The following is a 23,062-nucleotide window of genomic DNA, read 5'->3' as shown; positions in this document are numbered from 1 at the left end:
CGCGATGCCGACCACGATCCCGCACCGGACACCGTCTGCCGCGCCTCAGACGATGGGTGGGCACGACAGCCTGCTTGAGTTCCGCAACATCCGCATCGTCTACGACAATGCGATCGAGGCGATCCGCGACGTCTCGATCGCGGTACCCGAGGGCGGCATCGTTGCGCTGCTCGGCTCCAACGGCGCCGGCAAGTCGACGCTTCTGAAGGCGATGTCCGGCATCCTCTACACCGAGGAAGGCGTGATCGAGAACGGCAGCATCCGCTTCCGCGGCAACGACGTGCACGATCTCGCGCCGGACGAGCTGGTCCGCCGCGGCATCGTGCAGGTGCCGGAAGGTCGCCGCGTATTCGCCGCCCTCACGATTGATGAAAACCTGCAAATGGGCGGCTACACCAAGACCGGCGCCGAGGCGCGCGCGCGCCGCGACAAGGTGTTTGCCCTGTTCCCGCGGCTCTACGAGCGGCGCGACCAGATCGCGGGCTACATGTCCGGCGGCGAGCAGCAGATGCTGGCGATCGGCCGCGCGCTGATGACCGATCCGGTCCTGCTCGCGCTCGACGAGCCCTCGCTCGGGCTCGCGCCCCTGATCATCGATCGTATCTATGAGGTGGTCCTCCGCCTGCGCGACGAATTGAAGATGACGGTGCTGCTGGTCGAGCAGAACGCGCAGCGCGCGCTCGACATTGCCGATTATGGCTACATCCTCGAGACCGGCCGCGTGGTGCTCGACGGCACGGCGAAAAAGCTGACCGCCAACGAGGACGTCCAGGAATTCTACCTCGGCGTCTCCTCCACGGGTCGCAAGAGCCTGCGCGAGGTCAAGCACTACAAGCGCCGCAAGCGGTGGCTGTCGTGACCGCGCTGCTCACGATCGAGAACCTCTCCAAGCGCTTCGGCGGCCTGCAGGCCGTGGCCGATGTCAGCCTGCGCGTCGAACGCGGCGAGATCTGCAGCGTGATCGGCCCGAACGGCGCCGGCAAGACCACGCTGTTCAACATGATCTCGGGCGTGCTGCGGCCGAGCGGCGGCCGTATCACCTTCGACGACGTCGACCTTGCGACGATCTCGCCCTGGCGTTTCGCCGCCGCCGGCATCGGCCGTACCTTCCAAAACCTGGCGTTGTTCAAGCACGGCACCGTGGTCGAGAACATCCTGACCGGCCGCCACAGCCATCTGCGCTCGAACGTGCTCGATGCCGTGATCTTTTTCGGTCGCACCCGCAGCGAGGAGATCGCGGCGCGGCAGCGCGTCGAGCACATCATCGAATTCCTCGAGATCGAACATGTCCGCGATGCGGTCGTCGGCACCCTCTCCTACGGCCAGCAGAAGCGCGTCGAACTCGCGCGTGCGCTGGCTTCGGAGCCGAAGATCCTGCTGCTCGACGAGATGGTCTCCGGCATGAACCAGGAGGAGACCGAGGACATCGCCCGCTTCGTGCTGGATATCCGCGACGAGCTCGGCATCACCGTGCTGATGATCGAGCACGAGATGCGGATCGTGATGGACATCTCCGACCGCGTCCATGTGCTCAATTTCGGCCGCAAGATCGCCGAAGGCACGCCCGATGAGGTCAGGCGCGATCCTGCGGTCGCGGAAGCCTATCTCGGCGGGCAGCGCGCCGGAACACTCGCAAGGGCGGGCAGCTGATGACGACGCTCGAGAACCTGCGCACCGCCCATCCACCGCTCCAAGCCGACGCCGTACACACGGCGCCGGCGACCGATGCCAACGCCTTCCGCAACGCGCTGCAGGACGCCGCTATCACGATCCCGCAAATGCTGCGGCAGCGCGCCGCGATGCATGGCGACGCGCTGGCGCTGCGCGAGAAGGACTACGGCATCTGGAATCCCTATTCCTGGGGCCACTATTACGAAACTGCGCGCGCGGTCGCGCTTGGCCTCCTGTCGCTCGGCATCAAGCCGGGCGACCGCGTCGCCATCGCCGGCGAGAACACACCGGAATGGTTTTACGCCGATCTCGGCACCCAGATGATCGGTGCAGTCGCCGTCGGCATCTATCCGACCAATCCCTGGGTCGAGCTGCAATACATCGTCAAGCACTCCGGCGCCCGTATCGTCGTCACCGGCGACCAGGAGCAGACCGACAAGGTATTGGACGCCATCGCCAACAATGGCGGCCTGCCCGACCTCGAGGCCATCGTCTGCATCGACATGAAGGGGCTGCGGCACTACCGCCAGTCGGAACTGATGTCGTTCGAGGCGCTGTGCGCGCGCGGCATGGCCTATGCGCTGGAAAATCCTGAAGCGAATGCGGCGCTCGATCGCCTGATCACGCAAGGCGCGCCCGACGACGTCTGCATCCTGGTCTACACCTCGGGTACGACGGGCCCGCCCAAGGGCGCGATGCTCACCCACCGCAATCTGGTGTACGCGGCCTACACCTACGCCAAAGCCGTCGGCATCGCCGACAAGCCGTTCGAGGCGGTGAGCTATTTGCCGCTCTGCCACGTCGCCGAGCGCTGCTACGGCATGGTGACGCACCTCGCGCTCGGCGGCACCGTCAGCTTTGCCGAATCGATCGACACGGTCGCGGTCAACATCCGCGAGATCGCGCCGACCTTCTTCGTCGGCGTTCCCCGCATCTATGAGAAGCTGCAGCAGGGCTTCCTGTTCAAGCTCGGCGAAAGCGGCGCGCTGCGCCAGCATTTCACCAGGACCTGCCTCGCCTTGGGCCGCGTGCTGTCCGACCGCCGGCAATCCGGCAAGGAGAGCCTGCTCGACCGCGCCGCCTACGGGCTGCTCTATGTCCTGATGTTCCGCAATTTGCAGCGCCATCTCGGCTTTGCCTATAGCCGCCACCGGCTCTGCGCCGGCGCGTCGATCTCGCCGGAGACCTTGCGCTTCTTCGACATCATCGGCCGCCCGGTGTCGCAGGGCTATGGCCTCACCGAGAGCGGCGGCGTCGCCTTCATCCAGAGCGCAAGCCACCACCGGCTCGGCGGCTGCGGGCTGCCGCTCGCGAGAACCGAATGGAAGCTCGATAGCGACGGCGAGATCCTGTTGCGCAACCCCGGCGTCTTCAAGGGCTATTTCCTCGACGAGAAGGCCTCGACCGCTTCGCTCGAGCCGGGCGGCTGGCTACGCACCGGCGACATCGTCGAGGTGCTCGACAATGGCGAGATCACCGTGGTCGATCGCAAGAAGGCCATCATCATCACCGCCGGCGGCAAGAACATCGCCCCCTCCGAGATCGAGAACGCCCTGAAGGATTCCGAATTCATCAAGGAAGCGATCGTGGTCGGCGAGGCCAAAAAGTATCTCGGCGCCATCGTCCAGGTCGACTACGACAATGTCGGCCGCTGGGCCCGCGACCGGGCACTCGCCTACACCAACTACAAGTCGCTGTCGCAACTCTCCGAGGTGCACGAACTGGTCGAGCGCATCGTGGGCGAAACCAACAAGCGCTTCGCCCGGGTCGAGAACATCCGCCGCTTCGCCATCCTCGAAAAGGAGCTCGACCACGACGACGGCGAATTGACTGCAACCCAAAAGGTGCGCCGCGCCATGATCGAGAAGAAGTTCGCGCGCGAGCTTGCCATCATCTATCCGGCGGAGGGCTGAATGCAGTATCTCCTGCAGCTCCTGATCTCAGGCCTTGCGATCGGCGCGATCTACGGCCTGATCGCGATGGGCTTTGCGGTGATCTACAAGTCGACCGGGCTGGTCAATTTCGCCCAGGGCGAGATGACCATGATTACGGCCTATATCGCCTGGACGATCTCGACCACGGTCAGCGCCAACGTGTTCGTCGTCGCCGCCGGCGCCATCCTCGGCGCGATCGTGCTCGGCGTCGTCATCGAGCGCGTGGTGATGCGGCCGATGCTGGGCGAACCTGTGTTCGCGACCGTGATGGTGACGATCGGGCTCGCGGTGATCCTGCGCTCGGCGATCAACTTCATCTGGGATGCCTATCCGCACGGCCTCGAGATCGGCATGGGCCGCGGTATCGTGCATTTCGGCGGCATCGGCGTGCGCACCGGGCAGATCGCCGTCATCGCGACGCTGCTCCTGCTGCTGGCCGCGATCTGGGCGTTCTTCCGCTACAGCAAGATCGGCGTTGCGATGCGCGCGGTCGCGGCCGACGACCGCACCGCGCTGTTGATGGGCATCAGCGCCACAAAAATCCACGCGCTGGCCTGGGCCGCCTCCTCCGTCATCGCCGGCATCGGCGGGGTGTTCTTTGCGCTGTCCTATGACCTGTCGCCGGCGATGTTCCAGCTCGGGCTGAAGGCCTTTCCGGCGACGATTCTGGGCGGCCTCGATGCGGTGCTCGGCTCCGGCATCGGCGGCCTCCTGATCGGCATCACCGAGAATCTCGCCGGCGGCTATCTCGGCTCCGGCATGAAGGAAGTCGCGGGCTTCGCGATGATCATCGTCGTGCTGATGATCCGCCCGTTCGGCATCTTCGGCGAACGCGACATCGAGAGGGTCTGATGCGCACCGGCGATTACAAGCAGACGTATGGCGAACTCGTCGCGCTGATCGATTCTCCGCCGGTCTGGCTGTGGTCGGCCGTGCTGGTGCTGGCGCTGATCGTGGCGCCCCATGTGCTGAACTCCTATGCGTTGTCGTTCCTGACCATCATCCTGATCACGGTGACCGGCGCGCTCGGCCTCAACATCCTGACCGGCTACACCGGCCTGATCTCGCTCGGCCATGTCGGTTTTCTCGTCACCGGCGCCTATGCCTACGCGATCCTGGTCTCCAAGTACCACATGCCGCCGCTGATCGGCTTCCTCGGCGCCGGCGTCGTGCCGGCGCTCGCGAGCCTCGTCGTCGGCGCGCCGTCGCTGCGGCTCAAAGGGCTCTACCTCGCCATCACCACGCTCGCCTTCTCCTTCATCATCAACACCGTGATCCTGGAGATGCGCTGGCTCACCAACGGAGCCCGCGGCATCCAGGTGCAGCGGCCGGAGATTCTTGGCATCAGCTTCGAGGGCGATACCGCCTTCACCTATCTCTGCCTCGGCGTCGCCGTGCTGACGCTGTTTGCCACCCTCAACATCCGCCGTAGCCGCGTCGGCCGCGCCTTCGTTGCCATCAGAGACAACGACACCGCGGCCCGCGTCATGGGCATCAACCTGCACGCCTACAAACTGTTCGCTTTCGCGACCTGCGCCTTCATCACCGGCATCGCCGGCGCGCTTTACGGCATCTATCTGTCCTTTGTCAGCGTCGAAGGCTTTCCGTTCCTGCTCTCGATCGAGGCACTGGCGATCCTGATCGTCGGCGGACTGGGATCGGCGCTCGGCGCCGTGCTCGGCACCATCCTGATCGTGCTGCTGCCGGAGGCGACCCGGCTCGTCTTCAGCCTGTTCAGCGCGCAGATGGACGCGACGTTCACGACCGGCGCGCAGGAGCTGAAGAGCATGCTCTACGGGCTCGTCATCATCCTGTTCCTGCGCTTCCAGCCGCGTGGGCTGGTCGGCGCCTGGCACGACATCAAGCGGACCTGGGTGCACTGGCCGCTGCGCTACTGACCAAAAAAAGCACACCATGAGGAGGAGACGATGATCAAGCACCTCGCGGCGGCATCGCTGCTACTGTCCGCCACCTGCCTTGCAGGTCCGGCGATCGCCGCCGACCCCGGCATCACCGACACCGAGATCCTGATCGGCGACGTCGAGCCTTTGACCGGCCCGCCCGCGCTGCTCGGCGTCGCCGCCTCGATCGGCCACAGAATAGCGATCGCGGAGGCCAACGCCGCCGGCGGCATCAACGGCCGCAAGATCAAATATGTGCTTGAAGACGACGGCTACGTCACCGCGCGCACCATCCAGGGCGTCAAGAAGGTGATCGACGTCGACAAGGTCTTCGCGATGATCGGCATCTCCGGCTCGGGCCAGTCGATCGCGGTCATGCCGGTGCTTGAGAAATCCGGGATTCCGACCGTCATCGACGTCGCGCCGGTGAAATTCCTCTGGGAGCCGCCGCGCAAGAATGTGTTCGTGATCGGCCAACCCTACGAGGAAGGCATCATCCATCTCGTCAACTATCTCGCCGACAAGAACCCCGGCAAGAAATGGGGCTTGATCACGCAGGACGACGACTACGGCATCACCGTGCGCGACGGTTTTGACTCCGTGGTCAAGGCCAAGAAGCTGAATGTCGTCTACAGCGGCAACTACAAGAAGGGCCAGCAGGACTTCTCGTCCGACATGCTGCAGCTGAAGGATTCCGGCGCCGAAGTGTTCCTGGCCGGCGGCATCATCGCCGAGAACATCGCGATGATGAAGGAGCTCGAGAAGCTCAACGTCAAGCCGGTGACCGGGATCTTCTGGCCCGGCCGCATCGAGCCGGTGCTGAAGCTGATGGGCCCGGCCGGCGACGGCATCTATGCGGTCGACTATGTCGAGCCGTTCGCGGGCGAGGCCGGCAAGGCGTTCCTCGAAAAAGCCAGGCCGCTGGTGTCGGAGGCCGAGTTCAAGGGCATCAACCGCTACACCATGACCGGCTACGCCGCGGCGAAGGTCTTGATCGCCGCGATCGAGCGCTGCGGCAGGCAGCCGACCTGGGCCTGCACCATCAGCGAGCTGGAGAAGACCAAGAATGTCGAGACCGGCGTGATGGCCCCGATCAGCTTCGGCCCCGGCGTCCGCTTCTCGAACCAGAAGCTGCAGATCATGCAGGCCGACGCGGCGACGCTGAGCTTCAAGCCAGTGAAGTGAGGCTGGTTCCGCGTCCCCCCTCACCTCTCCCGCTTGCGGGAGAGGGGAGTCCGGGCAGCGACCACCCCTTCACATCCGTTTCGCGACTTCCTCCAGCATCACCTCGGTGGCGCCGCCGCCGATGGTCAGGACGCGGGCGTCACGCACCATGCGCTCGATCGGCGTGCCGCGCATGAAGCCGCTGCCGCCATGCAGTTGCAGGCAGCCATGCACGACTTCGTGCAGCACCTCCGGCGACAGCGCCTTCACCATCGAGACCTCGCGCAGGCATTCCTGCCCGGCCGCAGCAAGCTCGGCGGCATGATAGGCGAGCTGGCGCGCCGCCGCGGCCTTGGCCGCGAGCTGGGCAAGCTTCAGCCGCACCGCCTGCTGGTTCCAGAGCGGCCCGCCGAACGCCTGCCGTGTCTTCACGTAGTTTGTCGTCAGCTCGATCGCCTTGGCGGATTCGCCGGCGCAGATACCGCCGATGCAGATGCGCTCGTTCTGGAAGGTCTCCATGATGCCGTAGAAACCCTTGTTCTGCTCGCCGAGCAGATTCTCGGCCGGCACCCGCACGTCCTGGAAGGCGATCTCGGCGGTGTCGGAGCAGAGCCAGCCGTGCTTGTCGAGCTTCGTCACCGCGATACCCGGCGTGTTGCGCTCGACGATGAACAGCGAGATGCCCCGACTGCCCTTGGCGTGCGGATCGGTGCGCGCGGCAACAATCAGGATGTCGCCATAGACCGCATTGGTGATGAACATCTTCGAGCCGTTGATCACCCAGGCATCGCCGTCGCGCACCGCGCGCGTCTTCAGCCCGGCGACGTCGGAGCCCGCGTCCGGCTCGGTCACCGCGATCGAGCAGATGGTTTCGCCGCGGATGATCGCCGGCAAATATTTCTGCTTCTGCTCCGGCGTGCCGCGCAGCGTGATATGCACCGCCGACATGTCGGTGTGCACCAGCGTCGACGAGGTGAAGCCGCCGAAGCTCGAGCGCCCGAGTTCCTCCGCGAACACCATCGACGCCAGCGGCCCCATGTCGGTGCCGCCATAGTCGGCCGAATGGCGCATGCCGAGGAAACCCAGCGCGCCCATGCGGCGGAAGATCTCGCGCGGGATCTTGCCCTCGCGCTCCCAGGCCTCGCCATGCGGCACCACCTCCTTCTCGACGAAGCGGCGGACCTGCTCGCGCAGTATCCGCAGCTCCTCCGGAAGATTGGGCTGTTCCGAGAAGCGGAATTCGGCTTCGCTGAGCTGGCGCGGACCTGAAGTCATGACGTTCATTGTGACGCTTTCGCGGGTGTGATGTGAAGGTGTCGGCGCAAAAATTCTGCGAGGCCGGCGATCGCCGCTCGCGCCTCTGGGATGTCGGGGAATAGCTGGAACACATGGATCATGCCGTCCCAGACCGTGAGCTCGACGTCGACGCCGGCGCCCCTCGCCTTGGCAGCGAGTTCGGCGGAATCGTCGCGCACGGTTTCCCTGTCACCGGCCTGGATCAGCAGCGGCGGCAGGCCGGCCAGATCGGCGTAGAGTGGCGAGGCCAGCGGATGACGGGGATCGCAGTCGGCGCCGAGGTAGTTCCTGGCGAGCGCCAGGATCATCGCGCGCTGATGGATCGGATCGGCCTCGGCCCTGCTCTCGTAGCTTGCGCCGGTCGCCGCGAGATCGGTCCAGGGCGACATCAGCGCGGCGGCGGCCGGCTGCGGCAGGCCGAGGTCGCGCGCGGCCAGCATCGCGCCGAGCGCGAGATTGCCGCCGGCGGAATCGCCGGCGAAGGCGATGTCGGCGGCACCAAGGCCCTGATCCAGCAGGTAGCGATACGCCGCCAGCGCATCGTCGAGCGCGGCCGGGAAACGATGTTCCGGCGCCAGGCGGTAGTTGATCGCGAGCACGCGGCAGCCGCTGGCCTCGGCAATCCGCGCGATCAAGTCGCGGTGCGAGGCGACCGAGCCGATGCGGAAACCGCCGCCGTGGAAATAGAGGATCGCCTTGTCGTGCGGCGCATCTGCCGGCACGATCCACTCGCCGTCGACGCCGCCCGCCGAGACCTGCCGGCACAGCACCGGCACCGAACAGCCGGCGAAGGCGGCGTCCCAATCGCTGCGCATCTGCTGAACCGTCGTGTCGCGGGTCCAGTTGCGATAGACCGATCGCAGCCGCTCGATCGCGTGGTCGACCGGCGTCATCGCGATATCGTCGGCCGCCTCGCGCATCTCAACCGCCGAGCCCCATGCCACCGGAGACGCCGAGCGTTTCACCGGTGATGTAGGCCGCCTGATCGGAGGCGAGGAACAGCGCGGCGGATGCCACCTCCTCCGGTTCGCCGAGCCGGCCGAGCAACGTCGCGTCCGTCATCGCGCGTAAAATCCTGTCGCCGCCTTTTGCCACCGCCTGCTCCAGCATCGGCGTGCGGATCGGTCCCGGCGCGATCGCATTCGCGGTGATGCCGTAGCGCGCATTCTCGCGCGCGATGCTTTTGGTGAAGGCGATCACGCCACCCTTGGCCGCGGAATAGACCGAGCCGCCCTTCGATCCCAGCCGCGCGGCTTCCGACGTGATGTTGATGATGCGGCCGAACCGCACCGCCTGCATCGCCGGCAATGCGGCGTGGGTGCAGGCGAGCACCGACAACAGATTGACCGCAAGGAGCTTCGTCCAATCCTCCGCGGTGGTGTCGGTGAAGAAGGCGTGCTGGTCGACGCCGGCATTGTTGACGAGGATGTCGAACGGGCCATGCTGCGCCACCACCGCCTGCACCGCGGTCGCATCGCTGACATCGAGCTTTGCGGCCAGCGCGCCCACCTCGCCCGCAAGCTCAGACGCCGCCGCAAGGTCGAGATCGGCGATCACGACACGCGCGCGCGCCCCCGCAAAGCTCCGCACGATCGCAGCGCCAATGCCGCGCGCGCCGCCGGAGACGAAGGCCCGGCGGCCATCGAGACGCCCGAATGGTAACGGCGCGGCCACGCCTTAGCGCCCTGTGAAGTTGGGCTTGCGCCGCTCGATCACGGCCGCGAGGCCCTCGCGCGCGTCTTCCATCCCCGAGAGTTCGGCGACCGTGCGCGCCTCCTCCGACAGGCACTGCTCGATGCTGGTGCCGGTACCGGCCCAGACCAAACGCTTGGTCGCCGCGAGCGCCTTCGGCGCGCCGGCCGCCAGCTCGCGTGCCAGCTCCAGCGATGCGTCGGCAAGATCATTGTCGGGAACGACCTTGGTGACGATACCTATCTGCAGCGCTTCAGTCGCCGAGATCACCGGATTGGTCAGCAGGATCGACATCGCGCGCCTCAAGCCCACCAGCCGCGACAGCGTGACGGAAACACCGGCATCCGGCGCCATCGCCACCCGCGTTGCGCCGGCGAGGAATTTGGCCGATTCCGCCGCGACGACGATGTCGGAGGCGCAGACAAGGCCAAAGCCACCGCCGCCTGCCGCAAAGCCCTGCACCGAAGCAATCACCGGCGCCTCGAGCCGCAACAGGCCCGTCACCGCGTTCTGCAGGTAGGCCGTGGCCTGGCGAATGTAAGCCGGCAGCTTCTCGCCCTTCGACGCGAATGCGCGCACGTCGCCGCCGGCGCAAAAGTTCGCACCCTCGCCGCTCAAGAGCACCACGCGCAGATCCGGATGGCCGTGGCAGGCCATGATGGCGTCGCACAGCGCGCGGAGCAGCTCGACGCTCATGCCGTTGGCCGCGTCAGGCCGGTTGAGCCGAAGCCGCGCGATGCCGTCGGTGATATCGAGCAGAACGGGTCCCTTGTCGATCATGGCCAGACTCCCTTGAGCAGCGGGACAATCGCATATGACGTCTGCGGAGTTTGTCCCCCGGCTGCCGTCGCCTCTCCCGCTTGCGGGGGAGGCCGGATCGCATCGCAGATGCGATCCGGGTGGGGGCTATCTCCTCCATATGACTCGCGGAGAGACCCCCACCCCAGCCCTCGCCCGCAAGCGGGAGAGGGAGCCTGGTGCCGATGCCGTTGCCACTCGAATCTCATACGCGATCGCCTTTCCTAAACCAGGAATGACAGCGTGTAGATCGCCTTGTCATTGTTGACGAGGACGACCTTCTTGTAGGCCATCCGCAATTCGCCATCGACATGACGCAGCCGGTATTCGTTGCGCGCGGCCCACAGCGTGTCGTCGCGCAGGCTCGATTCGAAGATCAGGCTGTTGCTGGCGACCACGATGTCGCCGCCCGGCTGCTCGTCGAGCAATTCGATATTGGAGACGAGCCGGCGCAGGTTCGACTGCGGCGTCTGGGTGAAGTGCTTGCCGGTCATCAGCTGGCGGACGCGCAGCGCGATCCGCGAGCGGTTGTCGTAGATGATCGACATTTCCCGCTCCGGGTCGATGTCGGCGCCATTGGCCGGCACCCAGTAGACGCCGTCTTCGGTCCAGAGCTTTTCCCAGGCCTCGTATTGATGCTCGTCCTGCAGCCGCGCCTCGCGATAGAGGAAGGCGGTGACGGCGTTCATCAAGGTGGCGCTGCTCTCGCGCGACAGCATCAGACAGGCTCCATCAGCTTGCGGTAGTGGCTCCAGATGCCGCGCGACGGCACCTCGTCGGTGACGTGGCCGACCGTGAAGCCGAGCTCGTCGCGCCGCTCGCGCTTCTCGCCGCGGCCGAGGAATATCCATTCCGGATTGCGCGCCAGCACGCCGCGGTGGCAACGCTCGTACATTTCGGAATCGTCGGCCAGCAGGAAGCCGGCCGGGCCGACCGAGCCCATGGTCTGCTGGCGCAGCCGGCGGTTCAGGTCGGGCGCACCCTTGAACTGCAGCGCGGTGACGTGCTGCACGCTGTCATCGACGCCAAGCGGCTGGATCACGAACATCTGGATCTCGGCGATGAACAGGTTCGGGAAGATCATCACATGCGGCGTGCCGTCGATCATGATCTCGCGCGCCGCGGTGTCGCCATAGGCCGCCTTCATCCGCGCCGCATAGTCAGGCAGCCGCTCCTCGCTGGTTCCGAACCAGCTCATCGGCGCGTCGCGCTTGCGGAACTCGGGACGCAGGTCGATCTCGGTATGGCCGTTGCCGTAGTCGCGCGTAAGTGCCGTGGAGGCGCCGCCATAGAGCTTGCCGATCATGCTGTCGGCAACGCCGAAGATCGAGGTGTGCACGAAGGCGGGATGGTAACCGTCGCACTCGTTCTCGAGGATGAATTTCCAGTTCGCCTTGACGCGATGCTTGAGGAAGCCCGCCGTGATCTCGACCTCGCCTTCCGGCGAGGTACGCACCAACCGGTCGATGGTCTCGGCCGCGCCGCCGAGATGTTCCTTCAGCGTCGGTCCATCGGACGCGAATGAGCCGAACACGAAGCCGCGGTAGGATTCGACGCGCGTCACCCGCCCGAGCGCGAGCCGGGACTTGTCCTGGCCTTCGTAGCCGTCCGGGAAGGCATAGCCGACCAGCCGGCCGTCATTGGCAAAGGTCCAGGAGTGGAACGGACAGGTGAAGGAGCGCGCATTGCCGCGCTCGAAGGAACAGACCTGGTTGCCGCGGTGCGAGCAGCGGTTGAGCAGGAGGTTGACCTTGCCCTGCTCGTCGCGCGTCATGATCACGGATTGCGGGCCGATCGACTTGACGACGTAGTCGTTGGCGTTGGGCACCTCGCTCTCGTGCCCGACATAGACCCAGGTGCGGTACCAGATGTTGGCAAGCTCGGCCTCGAAGATCGCGGGGTCGGTATACAGCGAGCCGTGCACCCGGTCGGGCCGGATCAATTCATTCCATTGCGATATCCGCGGCACGACGTTCATCGCCTGACCTCCCACGGCGCGTGTCCCGCCCCCCTCGCCGGGCGCCTCGGAGCCGCGCCTTAAATAATAATCCGACCGACCGTTCGAATTATAGCCGACACTGATTGCCTCCGCAAGGAGTTTTGTAGCCCTCCCCGCGGCGGCGTCCTAACCTCCCCTGACGGCCGGCGGGATGCCACTTCGGCGGCGCTCGCCACGCTTGGCGCGAATCGGAGACTGCGCGGCCGATCGGGCATGGTCATCTTCAGACACTCCGGAGCGCGAAACGACTCCATGGCAATGGAGCCGCGCCTCGATCGCGCGCCGATCCGGCCGATGAAGCGTGGCCGGGTTCCCCACGCGTGTTGAATCTCGGCAACACCGCCGGACAAAAATCCGCAATCGAGTCGATTACGGATTTTGAATCACGATCGCGCCGCATCGTGGTCCGATCCTGCTTTGCAATGGGGCGACAAAAACACTCTTGGGGAACAGCCTCCATGCAGCAGAGACCGTCGGGCGCACTCAGCGCGGATTCGTCCGGATACGTTTTCTATTTTCAGCTGGCGAGCAACGGCGCGAGACGCGCGTGCAGCCTGACGATCAAGGCGGAGAGCGCCATCGAAGCGACCAGGATCTTTCGCGAGAACTGGACCACGATCGAATCGATGGCGCGCGACGGCGTAAGCGCGGGGATGATCAGTTCGACGCCTGTCTGCTTGGCGTTGTCGTGATGCGCACGTCGCTCGGTGCGCGTTGAGTTGCGCTGGCTCCAGGCACACGGACCCGAGCGATGAATTGGTCGCTATCGCAGGAGTCAAATTCTGCGACGCTTTGACGCGCACACGTGCGTGCTTGCATTGGATGCCGTAACGTCGTTGGCGGCTCGCCAGGCGACGCCAACCGCGGCGTAGCACGAAAGACCACCTCTCACGGAAACGCGTGCAGGATGCCTTCGGTCACCAGGCGTCGAAACATCGCATCCACGCGCTGAGGCGGCAGCTTCGCGCCACCGTCAAGCCACCATGTCATCACCGCCATGAAGGCACCGACGACATATTGGACGACCGCCTCACGCGGAATATGGTCTGTCGACGTCCGGTCGTTGGTCGCCGCAAGCTCGTTGCGGATGAGATCAGAAAGGATCTGGCGAATGGTGCCCAGCGCGACCGCACCGCCACGGCCACCAGCCAGCGCCTTGTAGAGGTCGAGATGGTCGCGGGCATGCTCAAACATGGCGAGGCTGAAACCCAGGCTTCGATCCCGGGCATGTGCTGCTGTCCTTGCTTCCACCTGCCGCGCAACGAGCTGCCTTCGCAGATGCTCAAGGCCGCTCCGTCGCAGGTCGTCCTTGCTGGTGTAATGCGCATAGAAGGTCGAGCGGCCCACATTCGCCGCCTCGCAAATCTCGTCGACTGTAATCGCCTCGTAGTCTTTTTTCAGGATCAACGAGACATGGGCCTGCTGCAGCAACGCCCGGGTCCGCGCGACGCGACGGTCGATCTGCCTCTTGGCCATGCTCACACCATTTCCGGACATATCGGCCGCGATGTCCACTAACGGACGTTCGTGGCGAACTGTTCGTTGACGAATTCTGGACCCTTTGTCTCTTATCGCACGCGGCGTCCACGTCTCGCAATTGGGAAGCAGTCCCGCATGACCGATCCACCATCCTATCCGGGCGCGCCGCACTGGCTGCGCATGTTCGCCTTCGCCGTCGGCGCGTTCGTCCTGCTGGTCATCGCGCTCGGTCATTTCGGCGGCGCACCTCGCTACGGCCCGCCGGCGTTCGGCAGCCACCACCACAGCACCGCTCCGGAAGGCAACCACTGAGGATGCCGCCACGCCTGCGCAAATTCGCGCTCGCCTTGCATGTGACGTCCTCAGTCGGGCTGCTGGGGTCGATCGCGGCGTTCCTCGCGCTCGCGATCGCGGTACTTGCAGGCCAGGACACGCAGATGATTCGCGCGGCTTATCCGGCAATGCAGGTGATCGCCCGCTTTGTTGTCGTGCCACTGGCGATCGCCGCCCTCTTGAGCGGTCTCATCCAGTCACTCGGCACGCCCTGGGGTTTGTTCCGGCACTATTGGATCGTGGTAAAGTTGCTGCTCACCGTCTTCGCGGTCACGATTCTGCTGCTGAAGATCCCACTGATCGATCGCGCCGCCCGCCTCGCCTGCGAGCAGACCTTGCCTTACGTTGCTCTTCGCGAGGCAGGCGTTCAACTTGCGGTCCACGCTGCCGGCGGCCTCTGCGTGCTGCTCGTGACTCTGGTGCTCTCAATCTACAAGCCTCCAGGCACCACACGCTATGGATGGCGCAAGCAGTTCGAGCAGCGCTTTTCGCCGTAACCCTGGCGGGCGCCGGCGGCGCTCATCGAGGCGGACGCCGCATCGCGCGTGATCGATTTCAAACCATTCTACGCGATACCGCACCTTAGAGAGATTCAAGTCCGGCACGGTTCTTTCCAGGCACCGCGGCTGCTAGACGCGCCGTCGTGAATCTTGGCGGACTTGGAAGTCGTGGAAGTGACTGTAGACACTGACGGCCGGCGCATCGCCCTGATCAGGGAGGCCGGCGTCGATGAGTGAAGCCCGGCGCACGAGCAAGGCCGTCCTGCTGCAGGTCCATTCCGTCGTTGGGCTTACGCTCGCGCTGCTATGGGCCTTGATCGGCATATCAGGCGCGACGATGAGCTTCGAGGACGAGATCGAGGCGAGCCTCAATGCCTCGATGACACGGGTCGAGGCGCGCGCAGCGCCAAGGCTGACGCCGGACGAACTGGTGGCGCGGTTGCCGACCGAGTTCGGCAAGGTTTCCGCCGTGACGATGGCGAGCGATCCAGCGGCCGCGGTACGCATCCGCTTCGCCCGCACCGGGGACGGCGCGCAGCCGTCCTCGGTCTATGTCGACCCCCATGACGGCCACATCCTCGGCTCGCCGTGTGGCGAGGCGTTCTTCGCAACCGTCCGCAAGCTGCATCGCTGGCTGCTGTTGCCGGGCGACGGCAACGGCTATGGCCGTACGATCACCGGCGTGGCCGCGCTCTGTCTGATCGTGATGCTGATCTCAGGGCTCGTGCTGCGCTGGCCGCACCGCGCCGGCAGCGTGGGGATGTGGCTGAAGCCAAATCTCGTGCTGCGTGGTCGCGGCCTGCACCGCTCGCTGCACGCGGTTGTTGGCACCTGGGTGCTGCCGGTCTATCTGGTAACGACGCTCACCGGCCTGTGGTATTCGTTCGAGTGGTACAAGGGCAGCGCCAACTGGCTGCTGGCGCGCCCCTCGGCCGTGACGGCGAAGCAGCCGAAGGCGCCGCGCGGTGCTGCCGCGACCGATACGGGGCCGCTGACCTTCGACCGCGCCTGGTCGACCTTCCTGCACGACCAGGGCAGCCGCTTCACAACAGCACAGCTGACACTGCCGGCCGCCGGCGCGGGCACCGCGGTCCGTGTCAGGTCATGGGCAAAGGATTCAACGCTCGAAAGCGTGCGCGACGAATTCCGCATCGATGCCGTCACCGGGCGCGCGATCTCATCGGATCTCTACGCGGACAAGACGTTCGGCGAGCGCGTCCTCGCCGGCGTGCTCGACATTCACCGCGGCGCCATCCTCGGCTGGCCCGGCAAGCTCGCCTTCATGCTGGCCGCGGCGCTGATGCCGCTGTTCACCGTCACGGGCTTTCTGCTGTACCTCTCGCGCCGCCGGCATCGACGCCTGGCGCGAAAGCCGCTGAGCCTTGTTCCGGGCGAATGAGATCAGCGTCTCAAGCTACGGCGCGCGCTTCCCGGCGAACAGCTGGCCGATATTGACCGCGGTCACCGTGCGTGCCGTGTCAATACCGGTTCGTGCGTTACACCAGCGCGTAGGTCGCGGCCGCCTGGGCGTGGGTCACGCCGTGGGACGTCGGATTCCAGCCGAGCGCAGCCATGACCACGACGTCGTTGCCGTTCAGCGGCTCGGTGACACCAGGGAAGCTGAACCCGAACGGGTCGGAACCCACCGTACTGTTCCAGTCGCCATAGTCGGCGCTGCCGGTCGACGAGTTGAAGCCGCCGAGATTGGTGTGGCCGCCATCGATCGAGAAATATTCGAAGTTGCCGCCCTGCCGCGCCAGGGCGCGGACCGGCGTTCCCGCCGCGGGATCGGCGTTGTTGGTCGAGGTGTAACGGAAGAGATCGAGCACGGTGAAATTGCCACCGCTGCCGACCGATGCAGTGCGGCCCAGCACCTCGGTGATTTCGTGCTGGATGGCGCCGATCGCGTCAAACTGGCCGGAGGCAGCGTTCTGGGTGAACTCGAACGACAGCGCGCTCGACAGGCCGATGTAACCATCGAGGTTTGCGCTTGCGCCGGACAGGCCGAGCGCCTTGGCTTGCGCGCTCGAGATCGCGAATGAGCCGCCATGGGTGGGGTCGCTTGCGCCGAGGCTCGCTGCGGCGGTGGCCTGGATTGCCGAATTGCCGGCATAGCCCTGGATCGCCGATGCCAGTGCGGAATAGTTGACGCCGCGCTGATAGCTGACGCTCTGTGCGGCAGCACCCGGCGAAACCGGTTGGCCGGCTACTTCGCCGTAACCGACCTGGATGTTCACCACGACGTTGTTGGAAAATTCCGTCGCGAGGCCGGCCGCGGCGGCGACAACCGCATTGCGGAAACCGGTCGGCGCATTCGCCGTGCTCGCGCCCCAGGACAGGTTGAATTGCAAGCCGTTGGCGACGCCGACGACCGTCGTCGCCGAGAGCTGCTTGGCCGAGAAGGAGGAGATCTGGGCGACCGACAGGCTGTTGGCCTGGTTGGCGAGCAGCGATGCGGTCTGTTGCGCCGACAATTCCGCAAGGTGCTGGTTGGAGAGCCCACTGACCGCGCCGCCGCTGAGGCTGCCGAGCTGCGACGGATCGAGCGCGACGAGCTGGACGCGCGACAACCCGCTGATCTGCGAAGCGCTCAGTTTCGTCAATCCGGTACCCAGGCTCTGCAACTGGGCGGTGGTGAAATCGCCGGCATCCAGCGCGCTGAAATTCGCCTGGCTGAGGCCGTCGAGCTGGCGCGCCGTCAGCGCGTTGGTCTGCGCCGTGGAGAAGCCGCCGATCTGCGTCGTCGACAGGCTGTTGAGCGCGGTGACCGACAGCGCGCGGATCTGGCTTGCGCCAAGCCCCGCAATCCCGGCCTGCGACAGGCCGGCCACGGCGGACGCGCTCAGCGACCCGACCTGCGCATCGGTCAATTGCTCGACCGCGGCACGCGACAGCCCGGCGGTCTGGGTCGCGGTCAGCGCGCCGATCTGGGTCAGGGACAATCCCCGCGGCTGGTAGAACGCCAGATTGCCGACGGTCGCCGTCGTCAGGCCCTGAAGCTGCGTGGTCGACAGCGCGCTCACATCGAGCGTCTGCAGCGACGCCTGCGAGATGCCGTTGAGCTGGGTTGTCGTCAAAGCGCCGATCTGGCTCGACGACAACGCGCGCGGATGCGACGCGATCAGCGCGTCGGCTTGCGCCGCGGACAGATTGCCAATTGCGGTAGAGTCCAGGCTGCGGGCCTGCGCCGTGGTCAGGCTGGCGACGTTCAACGCGTTCAGGTCGCTCGCGCCGAGGCCGTTGAGTTGCGAGGCCGTCAGCGTCTGAACCTGCTGCTCCGAGAGCCCGCCGATCTCGGTTGCGGTGAGATTTGAGGTCTGCGCGCCGGAGAGCGCGAGGAAGGTCGTGTAGGAAATGGCGCCGATCTGCGACGGGCTGAACGCCGCGATCGCGGACGGCGACAGCGAATTCAATTGATCGGCGGTGAAGCCGGCGACCTGCGTCGTGGTCAACGGCGTAATGTCGGCACTGGTCAATTGCGACACGGTGCTGGTCGGCAGCTGGCCAATCTGGCCTGCCGTCAGGCCACCGACACTCGAAACCATGATACGCCCTTGCCACGCCACACACGACGACCGCGATGCCGCGCCGGTCGTGTCACTGGCTGCGAAACTAGCAGGCAAGGGTTAACATTGCGTCACGGTGGCTCGGGGCTCAGGCAAGTTTTGATTAACCATCCTCCGGCGCGGTCAAGCGTCTGCGGACCCGCGTTTGCAGCCGGCGTAGCCGGCTGCCGGTCGCTCTCCCGCCCGCCTCAGCGCGGCGCGAGCGACAATGTCGCCTGCTCGAAATTGCCGGCGCCCATGCTGTCGGGCGCGAAGATCTCGTGGCTCTTGATCCACTCGAACGACTGCTCGAACACATCGCGGCTGTAGGGCTCGAACACGATACGCTCGCCCGGCCCCCAGCGCCGCGTATCCATCGCGGCGTGGAATCGCTCGGGAAACTCCATCTTGTAATAGTGGGTGTAGAGCTCGGGCCGCAGATCGATGTCGCGCTGCGCCCGCCGCAACGCCTGAAAATACTTTCGCACGTCCTCCATGTCGGGATCGCCGTTGATCATGGCGCCGATCATGAAGGTAGTGTCGATGATCTTGCGGAAGCCGAGCTGCTCGGCGAAGTAATACGGCCCGCCGAACAGCGTGGCGGCCGCGGCCTTGCCATCGAAGAATGCCTCCATGCGGCTGAACAGCATGCCCTCGCCGAACGACAGCTTGATCTGCTCGCGCGGTATATAGGCTTCCAGCGCCTGGATCGTGGCGTAGTGGCTGCCGGACTGGAAGCCGACCGAGACCGCAACGCCGGCGAGATCGGCGGGCGATTCGATCGACGAGTCTGATGGCACGAAGATGCCGGAGGGCGCCACCGAATAGGCATCGGCGAACAGCTTGGTATGGCCGCGCGAGGCCGCCACGTTCACGGTCCAATGGCAGGCGCAGGTGATATTGGACTCCCGCCCCTTTTCGATGCTCTGGAACGCTCCGCTCGCGCCGGTCACGTGGTGGGCGCCGCCGCTCGAGCGAATGAACTCCTTGAACTCGTAGTCGAGCCCTTCGGCGCGGAAATAGCCCTTCTCCTCCGCCACCCACTCCTGCAGCCTGAAATGCGGCTCGATCTTGAACATTGCCATGGCGTTCCTCCGACGCTGGCGCCGTTGCTGGCGCATTGCTTGCGGCCGGCGCGTTGGCGCCTCGCCGATCTGCCTTGACCGAAGGCTAGGCCTGGGCTCACTCTCTGGCGATGCCGCAGCTGGAATGATGGTCATGCCGAAAGAGAATGATGCAGGCCTGCACTTGCGTGACCTGCGCCTGCTGCAGGTGATGCTCAGCGAAGCCAGCCTGACGCGCGCGGCGGCCCTGCTCGACACCACCCAGCCGACGCTGAGCAAGGCGTTGGCGCGGCTGCGCGCGCATTTCGGCGATCCGCTCCTGGTGCGCCACGGTCAGGCGATGCGGCCGACGCCGAAGGGTTCCGAGATCCTGACGCCGCTGCGCGATCTGCTCAGCGCGGCCGACGGCCTGGCGCATCCGGTCACCCTACCGTTCGATCCGCAAGCCTCGGAACGTCACTTCAGGGTCCTGGTCAGCGATGTCGGCATGGTCCGCTTCCTGCCGCCACTGACCGCGCATCTCACGGCGGCCGGGCCCAGACTGAAGCTTGAGGCGCAGCTGTTGGATTCGCGCAACTTCGAGGCCAAGCTCGGCAGCGGCGAGGCGGACCTCGCGCTCGGCGCCTATCCCCGGGCGCCGCGCGATCTTCGTCGCCAGTTGCTCTACACCGACGGCTACTCAGGCGTGGTGCGCCGCGATCATCCGAAGCGGCAGCGGCTGTCGCGGCTCGCCGAGTTTCGCACCGCAAGGCATATCCTCGTGGCGGCGTCCGACACCGGGCACGCCGCGCATCAGGTCGCCCAGCAAACCATCGAAGCCGCTGTTGCCGCCGACCACATCCTGCTGCGGCTGCCGAGCTTCACCGCCGCTGCGTTGGTCGCCGCCGAGACCGATGGGGTAGCGACCGTGCCGACCAACCTCGCGCAATTGCTGAAAGACCGGCTGCAGCTTGCGACGTTCCGGCTGCCGGTGGCGATGCCGCCGATCGCGGTGGCGCAATACTGGCACGAACGCTATCACCGCGATCCCGGGCACCGCTGGCTGCGCCAGGTGTGCGTTAGCCTGTTCGCACGACGGACGTGATTCGGCGACGGCTGCCCGTTCCGTATCGAGATCGGCCGATCCTCGTTCGCCCCCTCCTGGAAACGACACGCGCCTCAATGGAAGAACATCCCGGCAAGCGATGCGCCGGGATGTCGGGATTTGTCCTGCTTACGCCGCAGCGGGCAGCGGCTGCCTGCTCGCCAGTGCCTGACGCACGATCGCCTCGACGTCCGCACGACGATCCCCGGCAAGCGGCATGCGCGGCGCGCGGACACGTTCGGTCGAGCCGATGGCGATCGCTTCCGCGAGCTTGATGTTCTGGACGAGATAGGTCGAAACATCGAGGTCGAGCAGCGGACGGAACCAGCGATACACCGCAAGCGCCTCCTCGATCCGGCCGGCCTTCATAAGGCGGTAGACCGCGACCGTCTCCGCCGGGAAGGCGCAAACCAGACCCGCCACCCAGCCGACCGCACCGACGGCGAGCGCCTCGAGCGCCAGATTGTCGACGCCGGTCAGCACCGCATAGCGCGAGCCGAGGCGGTTGATGATCTCGGTGGTGCGGCGGATGTCGTCGGAGGATTCCTTGATGGCGACGAAGCGCGCATCGGAGGCGAGTTCCTCCATCAGCTCCGGGGTGACGTCGACGCGATAGGCGACGCGGTTGGAATAGATCATCACCGGCAAATCGCCCGCCGCGGCCACCGCACGCAGGGCTGATACGGTCTCACGCGGATCGGTGTGGTAGATCGGGCTCGGCACCACCATCAGTCCCGAGGCGCCGGCCTGCGCCGCCTTGCGCGCCAGCGCGCAAGCCTCGCGGCTGCCCGCTTCAGAGACGGTCAGCAGCACCGGCTTGCCGCCGGCCACCGACTGCGCCGTCTTCAACACCGCGATGCGTTCGTCATGGCTGAGCATCGGTCCTTCGCCGAGCGAGCCGCACACGATCAGGCCGTCGCAGCCTGCCTTCATCTGCAGATCGAAGCAGCGCTCCATCTCCGCATGATCGAGAGCGCCGTCGGCGTTGAACTTGGTCGTGACGGCGGGAATGACACCGCTCCACATGGTCTGTTCTCCTGTTAAGTCTATGTTGAAGGGAAGCGCCGACTTTTGCGATCATCGATCGGTCCCGCACACGCGTCGGCAGCAGGCATGGCGGACGAAAGCTTGGAACGGATCCGCTAAGGCGCGATGAGATCAGGTTGAATCGTCGTCGCGCCTTAGCTTCTTGTTTAAGCATGATCATTTCGGAAAACCGCTTCACACTTTTCCGGATCATGCTCTAGGCGGGTTTGGTCACGGCAACAGCCGACCGCGCATCACCGGCCTGCTCCGGCGCGGCCCGGCGCCGAAACTCCAGCCACTCGCCGACGACGCCGCGACGGAAGAACGATACGCACAGGATGAAGATCAGCCCGATCACCACGGTGACGAGATCGCCGATGGTGGCGAGGTAGTTGTTCAGCCCGACCACCAGCGCCGCCCCCAGCAGCGGGCCGAAGATGGTGCCGACGCCGCCGAGCAGCGTCATCAGCACCGCCTCCGTCGAGGTGTGCAGCGAGACGTCGTTGAGCGACACCAGCTGAAACACCAGCGCCTTCATGGCGCCGGCATAGCCGGCGATCGATGCCGACAGCACGAAGGCGAGGAGGCGGAAGCGGTCGGTGTCGTAGCCGAGCGAGGTGGTCCGCGGCTCGTTGTCGCGCACCGCCTGCAGCACTTGGCCGAACGGCGAGTGGATGATGCGATAGACCAGCAGGAAACCCGCCGCGAACAGCGCGGTGGTCAGGTAGTACATCGCGGTGTCCGAGGAGAGGTCGACGAGCCCGAGCAGCGTGCCGCGCGGAATCCCCTGCAGGAACAGATACCAGGTGCCGAGGCAGACCAGCAGCGAGGCCACCACCACGAACACACGGTACTTCGGCAGCAGCATGAAGCCGAGATCGACCGGCCCCTGCAGCACCTCCGGCGGCTCATAGCCCTGTCCGGACACGCCGAAGCCGTAGCGGAACAGCCCCTCCATCACCAGCGCGAAACCAAACGTGAGCAGCAGCCCGTAGAGATGGTCGAGATGATAGAGGCGGCGCAGGAACACGCGCTCGATCGCCATGCCGACCAGCCCGACCAGGAATGGCGCCAGCAGCAGCGCCCACCAGAAGCCGACCTGGAGATCGGGCCGGCCAAGCCACGGGCCGAGCTGCGTGAGGCCGATCCAGGTCAGGAACGCCGCCATCATGAATTGGGCGCCATGGGCAAAATTGATGATGTTGAGCAGGCCGAAGATGATCGCCAGCCCCAAGCTCAGCATCGCGTAGAAGCAGCCGCTGATCAGTCCGATCGTCAACTGCGCCATGAAGGCCTGCGAAGTCATGTCTCACGAGATCCCGTGGTGTGAGGGAAGAAGGTGACGGAGCGCGACGGCCCCGCCCCCGGTCGCCCGCAGGGCTATCGCATGTGGCCGAGGAGTTCGAAGAGGAAGGCATCGTTCCACCCGGCGCGCTTGAGCTTACCGCGCAGGGAGATTGTCGTGTCTGGGTGGGCTTGGGCGACGTTGAGGGCCAGCCGCCTGAGCACGGCCAGGTTGGCCGGTCCGTTGTCCTTGCGGTTGCGGGCAAGGTCCTCATCGAGGGTGACGTCGAGC

At 65.7% G+C, this 23,062-nt stretch carries 22 protein-coding genes and 1 pseudogene; 11 read left to right on the top strand and 12 right to left on the bottom strand.

What is annotated here, in order from left to right:
* Nucleotides 1-4: 4 nt before the first annotated feature.
* Genes ACFFWD_RS09690 through ACFFWD_RS09665 form a run of 6 tightly spaced genes read left to right on the top strand, consistent with a single transcriptional unit; the run spans nucleotide 5 to nucleotide 6,691 of the window.
* Nucleotides 5-859: an ABC transporter ATP-binding protein gene (locus ACFFWD_RS09690; protein ID WP_376964247.1), complete on the top strand. Its 855-nt coding sequence runs from the start codon at nucleotides 5-7 to the stop codon at nucleotides 857-859.
* Nucleotides 856-1,650 carry an ABC transporter ATP-binding protein gene (locus ACFFWD_RS09685; protein ID WP_376964244.1) on the top strand — a complete coding sequence of 265 codons (795 nt, stop codon included), beginning with the start codon at nucleotides 856-858 and terminating at the stop codon, nucleotides 1,648-1,650. The genes ACFFWD_RS09690 and ACFFWD_RS09685 overlap by 4 nt, the downstream gene beginning before the upstream one ends.
* The gene (locus tag ACFFWD_RS09680) at nucleotides 1,650-3,584 is read left to right on the top strand and encodes an AMP-dependent synthetase/ligase (protein ID WP_376964241.1); all 1,935 of its coding nucleotides are present in this window, start codon (nucleotides 1,650-1,652) and stop codon (nucleotides 3,582-3,584) included. The genes ACFFWD_RS09685 and ACFFWD_RS09680 overlap by 1 nt, the downstream gene beginning before the upstream one ends.
* Nucleotides 3,585-4,457, top strand: a complete 873-nt coding sequence (locus ACFFWD_RS09675) for a branched-chain amino acid ABC transporter permease (RefSeq protein WP_376964238.1) — start codon at nucleotides 3,585-3,587, stop codon at nucleotides 4,455-4,457.
* Nucleotides 4,457-5,503: a branched-chain amino acid ABC transporter permease gene (locus ACFFWD_RS09670; protein ID WP_376964236.1), complete on the top strand. Its 1,047-nt coding sequence runs from the start codon at nucleotides 4,457-4,459 to the stop codon at nucleotides 5,501-5,503. Before ACFFWD_RS09675 ends, ACFFWD_RS09670 begins: the two co-directional genes overlap by 1 nt.
* Before the next feature lie 30 nt (nucleotides 5,504-5,533).
* Nucleotides 5,534-6,691, top strand: coding sequence for an ABC transporter substrate-binding protein (locus tag ACFFWD_RS09665; protein ID WP_376964233.1), 1,158 nt, complete (start codon nucleotides 5,534-5,536; stop codon nucleotides 6,689-6,691).
* A gap of 69 nt (nucleotides 6,692-6,760) precedes the next feature.
* Here the strand turns inward: ACFFWD_RS09665 and ACFFWD_RS09660 are convergent, their stop codons facing one another.
* The 6 genes from ACFFWD_RS09660 to ACFFWD_RS09635 form a co-directional block, all read right to left on the bottom strand.
* On the bottom strand, nucleotides 6,761-7,954 hold the full coding sequence (locus ACFFWD_RS09660) for an acyl-CoA dehydrogenase family protein (RefSeq protein WP_376964230.1): 1,194 nt from the start codon (nucleotides 7,952-7,954) through the stop codon (nucleotides 6,761-6,763).
* The gene (locus ACFFWD_RS09655; RefSeq protein WP_376964227.1) at nucleotides 7,951-8,886 is read right to left on the bottom strand and encodes an alpha/beta hydrolase; all 936 of its coding nucleotides are present in this window, start codon (nucleotides 8,884-8,886) and stop codon (nucleotides 7,951-7,953) included. Before ACFFWD_RS09655 ends, ACFFWD_RS09660 begins: the two co-directional genes overlap by 4 nt.
* Nucleotide 8,887: 1 nt before the next feature.
* Nucleotides 8,888-9,640, bottom strand: a complete 753-nt coding sequence (locus ACFFWD_RS09650) for an SDR family NAD(P)-dependent oxidoreductase (protein WP_376964224.1) — start codon at nucleotides 9,638-9,640, stop codon at nucleotides 8,888-8,890.
* Nucleotides 9,641-9,643: 3 nt separating this feature from the next.
* Entirely contained in the window at nucleotides 9,644-10,438 is a 795-nt protein-coding gene (locus ACFFWD_RS09645; protein WP_376964221.1) for an enoyl-CoA hydratase/isomerase family protein, read from the bottom strand.
* Nucleotides 10,439-10,680: 242 nt separating this feature from the next.
* Nucleotides 10,681-11,175, bottom strand: coding sequence for an aromatic-ring-hydroxylating dioxygenase subunit beta (locus ACFFWD_RS09640; protein ID WP_376964218.1), 495 nt, complete (start codon nucleotides 11,173-11,175; stop codon nucleotides 10,681-10,683).
* Complete coding sequence (locus ACFFWD_RS09635) at nucleotides 11,175-12,434, bottom strand: aromatic ring-hydroxylating oxygenase subunit alpha (RefSeq protein ID WP_376964215.1); 1,260 nt, start codon at nucleotides 12,432-12,434, stop codon at nucleotides 11,175-11,177. The genes ACFFWD_RS09640 and ACFFWD_RS09635 overlap by 1 nt, the downstream gene beginning before the upstream one ends.
* Before the next feature lie 341 nt (nucleotides 12,435-12,775).
* Between ACFFWD_RS09635 and ACFFWD_RS09630 the strand changes: the two genes are divergently transcribed.
* Nucleotides 12,776-13,147: a hypothetical protein gene (locus tag ACFFWD_RS09630; protein ID WP_376964212.1), complete on the top strand. Its 372-nt coding sequence runs from the start codon at nucleotides 12,776-12,778 to the stop codon at nucleotides 13,145-13,147.
* Between the two features lie 196 nt (nucleotides 13,148-13,343).
* Here the strand turns inward: ACFFWD_RS09630 and ACFFWD_RS09625 are convergent, their stop codons facing one another.
* Nucleotides 13,344-13,970 carry a TetR/AcrR family transcriptional regulator gene (locus ACFFWD_RS09625; RefSeq protein ID WP_376964209.1) on the bottom strand — a complete coding sequence of 209 codons (627 nt, stop codon included), beginning with the start codon at nucleotides 13,968-13,970 and terminating at the stop codon, nucleotides 13,344-13,346.
* A gap of 99 nt (nucleotides 13,971-14,069) precedes the next feature.
* Here ACFFWD_RS09625 and ACFFWD_RS09620 point away from each other — a divergent pair, with 99 nt between their 5' ends.
* The 3 genes from ACFFWD_RS09620 (at nucleotide 14,070) to ACFFWD_RS09610 (ending at nucleotide 16,166) form a co-directional block, all read left to right on the top strand.
* A complete protein-coding gene (locus ACFFWD_RS09620) occupies nucleotides 14,070-14,246 on the top strand; it encodes a hypothetical protein (protein ID WP_376964206.1) in 177 nt (58 codons plus the stop codon).
* Nucleotides 14,247-14,248: 2 nt separating this feature from the next.
* Nucleotides 14,249-14,764 (top strand): hypothetical protein, encoded by a 516-nt coding sequence (locus tag ACFFWD_RS09615; protein ID WP_376964203.1) that lies wholly within the window; start codon nucleotides 14,249-14,251, stop codon nucleotides 14,762-14,764.
* Nucleotides 14,765-14,996: 232 nt separating this feature from the next.
* On the top strand, nucleotides 14,997-16,166 hold the full coding sequence (locus ACFFWD_RS09610) for a PepSY-associated TM helix domain-containing protein (protein ID WP_376964200.1): 1,170 nt from the start codon (nucleotides 14,997-14,999) through the stop codon (nucleotides 16,164-16,166).
* 97 nt (nucleotides 16,167-16,263) lie between these two features.
* Here the strand turns inward: ACFFWD_RS09610 and ACFFWD_RS09605 are convergent, their stop codons facing one another.
* A complete protein-coding gene (locus ACFFWD_RS09605; RefSeq protein WP_376964197.1) occupies nucleotides 16,264-18,312 on the bottom strand; it encodes an NF038122 family metalloprotease in 2,049 nt (682 codons plus the stop codon).
* A gap of 209 nt (nucleotides 18,313-18,521) precedes the next feature.
* Nucleotides 18,522-19,397, bottom strand: a complete 876-nt coding sequence (locus ACFFWD_RS09600) for an ABC transporter substrate-binding protein (RefSeq protein ID WP_376964194.1) — start codon at nucleotides 19,395-19,397, stop codon at nucleotides 18,522-18,524.
* Between the two features lie 133 nt (nucleotides 19,398-19,530).
* On the opposite strand from ACFFWD_RS09600, the gene ACFFWD_RS09595 reads away from it, so the two are divergent.
* Entirely contained in the window at nucleotides 19,531-20,460 is a 930-nt protein-coding gene (locus tag ACFFWD_RS09595; RefSeq protein WP_376964191.1) for a LysR family transcriptional regulator, read from the top strand.
* Between the two features lie 129 nt (nucleotides 20,461-20,589).
* On the opposite strand, the gene ACFFWD_RS09590 is transcribed toward ACFFWD_RS09595, so the two are convergent.
* The 3 genes and pseudogenes from ACFFWD_RS09590 to ACFFWD_RS09580 all read right to left on the bottom strand — a co-directional run.
* Nucleotides 20,590-21,486 carry a dihydrodipicolinate synthase family protein gene (locus ACFFWD_RS09590; protein ID WP_376964188.1) on the bottom strand — a complete coding sequence of 299 codons (897 nt, stop codon included), beginning with the start codon at nucleotides 21,484-21,486 and terminating at the stop codon, nucleotides 20,590-20,592.
* Between the two features lie 217 nt (nucleotides 21,487-21,703).
* A complete protein-coding gene (locus tag ACFFWD_RS09585; RefSeq protein ID WP_376964185.1) occupies nucleotides 21,704-22,792 on the bottom strand; it encodes a branched-chain amino acid ABC transporter permease in 1,089 nt (362 codons plus the stop codon).
* A 74-nt stretch (nucleotides 22,793-22,866) separates the two neighbouring features.
* Nucleotides 22,867-23,062, bottom strand: a pseudogene (locus ACFFWD_RS09580) (ISAs1 family transposase); the annotation flags it as partial.

Origin of the sequence: Bradyrhizobium erythrophlei (assembly GCF_042430365.1) — a bacterium.
GTDB classification, from domain to species: domain Bacteria; phylum Pseudomonadota; class Alphaproteobacteria; order Rhizobiales; family Xanthobacteraceae; genus Bradyrhizobium; species Bradyrhizobium erythrophlei.
The sequence above is the reverse complement of the archived record's forward strand: the minus strand, read 5'-3'. Positions and strand labels throughout refer to the sequence as shown.